The sequence below is a fragment of the Geobacillus sp. ZGt-1 genome, assembly GCF_001026865.1.
GTDB classification, from domain to species: domain Bacteria; phylum Bacillota; class Bacilli; order Bacillales; family Anoxybacillaceae; genus Geobacillus; species Geobacillus thermoleovorans.
This window is the reverse complement of sequence record NZ_LDPD01000120.1, coordinates 1-2,140: the sequence shown is the minus strand read 5'-3', so window position 1 is coordinate 2,140 and position 2,140 is coordinate 1. Positions and strand designations below refer to the sequence as shown.

1 protein-coding gene and 1 pseudogene are annotated in these 2,140 nt (G+C 36.4%); both read right to left on the bottom strand.

Going from position 1 to position 2,140, the window contains the following annotated elements; translation table 11 throughout:
- Nucleotides 1–50: 50 nt before the first annotated feature.
- Nucleotides 51–623, bottom strand: a pseudogene (locus VU18_RS21330) (IS982 family transposase); the annotation flags it as partial.
- Nucleotides 624–728: 105 nt separating this feature from the next.
- Nucleotides 729–1,895, bottom strand: coding sequence for a glycosyltransferase (locus tag VU18_RS17015; protein ID WP_053003361.1), 1,167 nt, complete (start codon nucleotides 1,893–1,895; stop codon nucleotides 729–731).
- Nucleotides 1,896–2,140: the final 245 nt, after the last annotated feature.

The following is a 2,140-nucleotide window of genomic DNA, read 5'->3' as shown; positions in this document are numbered from 1 at the left end:
CACTTTTTCTTTATTCATTCTTCCTATGACTCGGATGGACGATGCTAATGATTGTTTCGAGACGGCGTCCAAAAAGCGACTCGGTATTCTTCATACCGTTTTTGTTGCAGATCACGGCTGATGTCTTGATTCGTTACTTGAAGATACAGATTGAATCCGTCGTATCATTGCTTTTTCGAAGACAATCCAATGTCGACCATTCCTCGAAATTGTTTAACACGCTACCTTCTTGCAACATGGCACAACGAAAACAGCAAGCTGACTACCACAGCATTAGACATGATGCTGGCTTCATTTGGCTCACGGTGGCAGATCCATTTCACCGCAAAACCAGGCTCTCGACAGCGGTGGTTGTACCGAGAACGTTCGAGAAACGGGCTGTCGGTGAACAAATTTCCCGTGATAAAACGGCGCCATTCCAATTCGGAAGAAAAGCCAAGCAGCTTTCCTAAAAGGTGAATCGCAATGGCCACGTCATCTTCTTGCTTAGCTAAGTTCCGATTGCGGCATTGAAAGATACATCCGAACTAGCAACAGTGAAGCAGAGACAAACACAAGAACATGGTGGCATATTGTTTTTGCCGTTCGGCTCGATCTGTAGGAACATGGAAGTGCTCTTGCATGGGGATTCTCCTTTCGAATGATGGTTGACGCTTTCATTCTACAGGAAATCCACCATCCAGAGCTATTTTTGCCTATCTGAATTTACCTACCGCAGGGTTTTCTTTTTATCTAATTTGAATATGTGTCAAAACCTCTCTAAGAAGCCTTGTTGTAAATTTATAATCTCTATAATCCACATGATTATCATTCAACAACTTTAAATTATGGGCTACATCACTATACTGCTTATTCAAATCATGCGCTTGATTAAACCATTCTTTGGCTTTTGCGGTTTGAGCAAAGTAGACAAGCATTACTCCTATATTATTAAATATAGACGGATTATTATACCCTTTTTTCACTAAATCATGTAATAATTCAAAGCTTTTACTATATTCATCCAATAAGAAATATAACACGCTATTATAAAACATGCATTCCTGATACGTTCTTCTATCAGATTGATTGATCAACAACATCGCTTTTTGCAAATACGGTGAAGCGACATCCAAGTTATTTTGAAACAAATAACATATCCCCAACGATAAGCTTACTTCAAATGGATTAAATCCCTTTTTCAGCAAATGTTGAAACAGTTCTTGATGCTCATACTGGCTAAAGATCGTTTTTACATCCTGTTTTTGTTTACTATAGTTCGCTGATGTATTACGATTATGAACACGATACCGGATTAAAATGTCAGGAATATATACAAATTGGTAATCCCTTAGTAGCATTTTCAAAGAAATATCATAATCCGTTGCTCCACCACTATCGACATGAAACTCGAAATCACCTTTATATTTAAAAGCCATAGCCGAACCTAAGAAATAAGTTCTCTTAAATTGTTCAAGCAATAGATTTTCTGAGGTGATAAAAGAAGGGAAAGAAACGATCCTTCCAGTCGGCTTTCCAAATTCATCAATAATTTCATAGTCCCCCATAATCAACTCAGCACCATTGGCAAACGCTTCTGCTGTTTTCTCTAACCGCCAAGGCATAGCAATATCATCTTGGTCCATGAAAACAATATAATTGCTACCAGCTTCTTGAATTCCTCTTTTTATAGCTTGCGCGATACCAACATGATCTTGACAGACTAACTTAAATCGTTGATCGCATTTTACTATTTCTTCAATTAAATTTCTCGAATTATCGCTACTTCCATCATCCACGTATATGACCTCAAAGTTTTGATATGTTTGCTTTAACCAACTTTGCGCATTCTCATTTAAAAATTTTTCGCCGTTATAGACCGGGGTGATAATACTTAGCAAGCCACTTTTATTCAATTTTGACAACCCTTTTTTATAATTTCTAATGAAAGATATATGTTTCAAAAATGAATTAGAACAGAAATCTAGCCATCAATTAAGAATATAATGCCATTCTCTTGTAAAGTCACATTGAACTACCAATAAGTTTGCAGTATGAAATATATACATTATCATCATCTGTTAAAACATGGATTATTTTTAAATTATCGTTCAATCCGCTTTGTAATGTGTTTAAATTTTCCTGTATAAGCAAATAATAT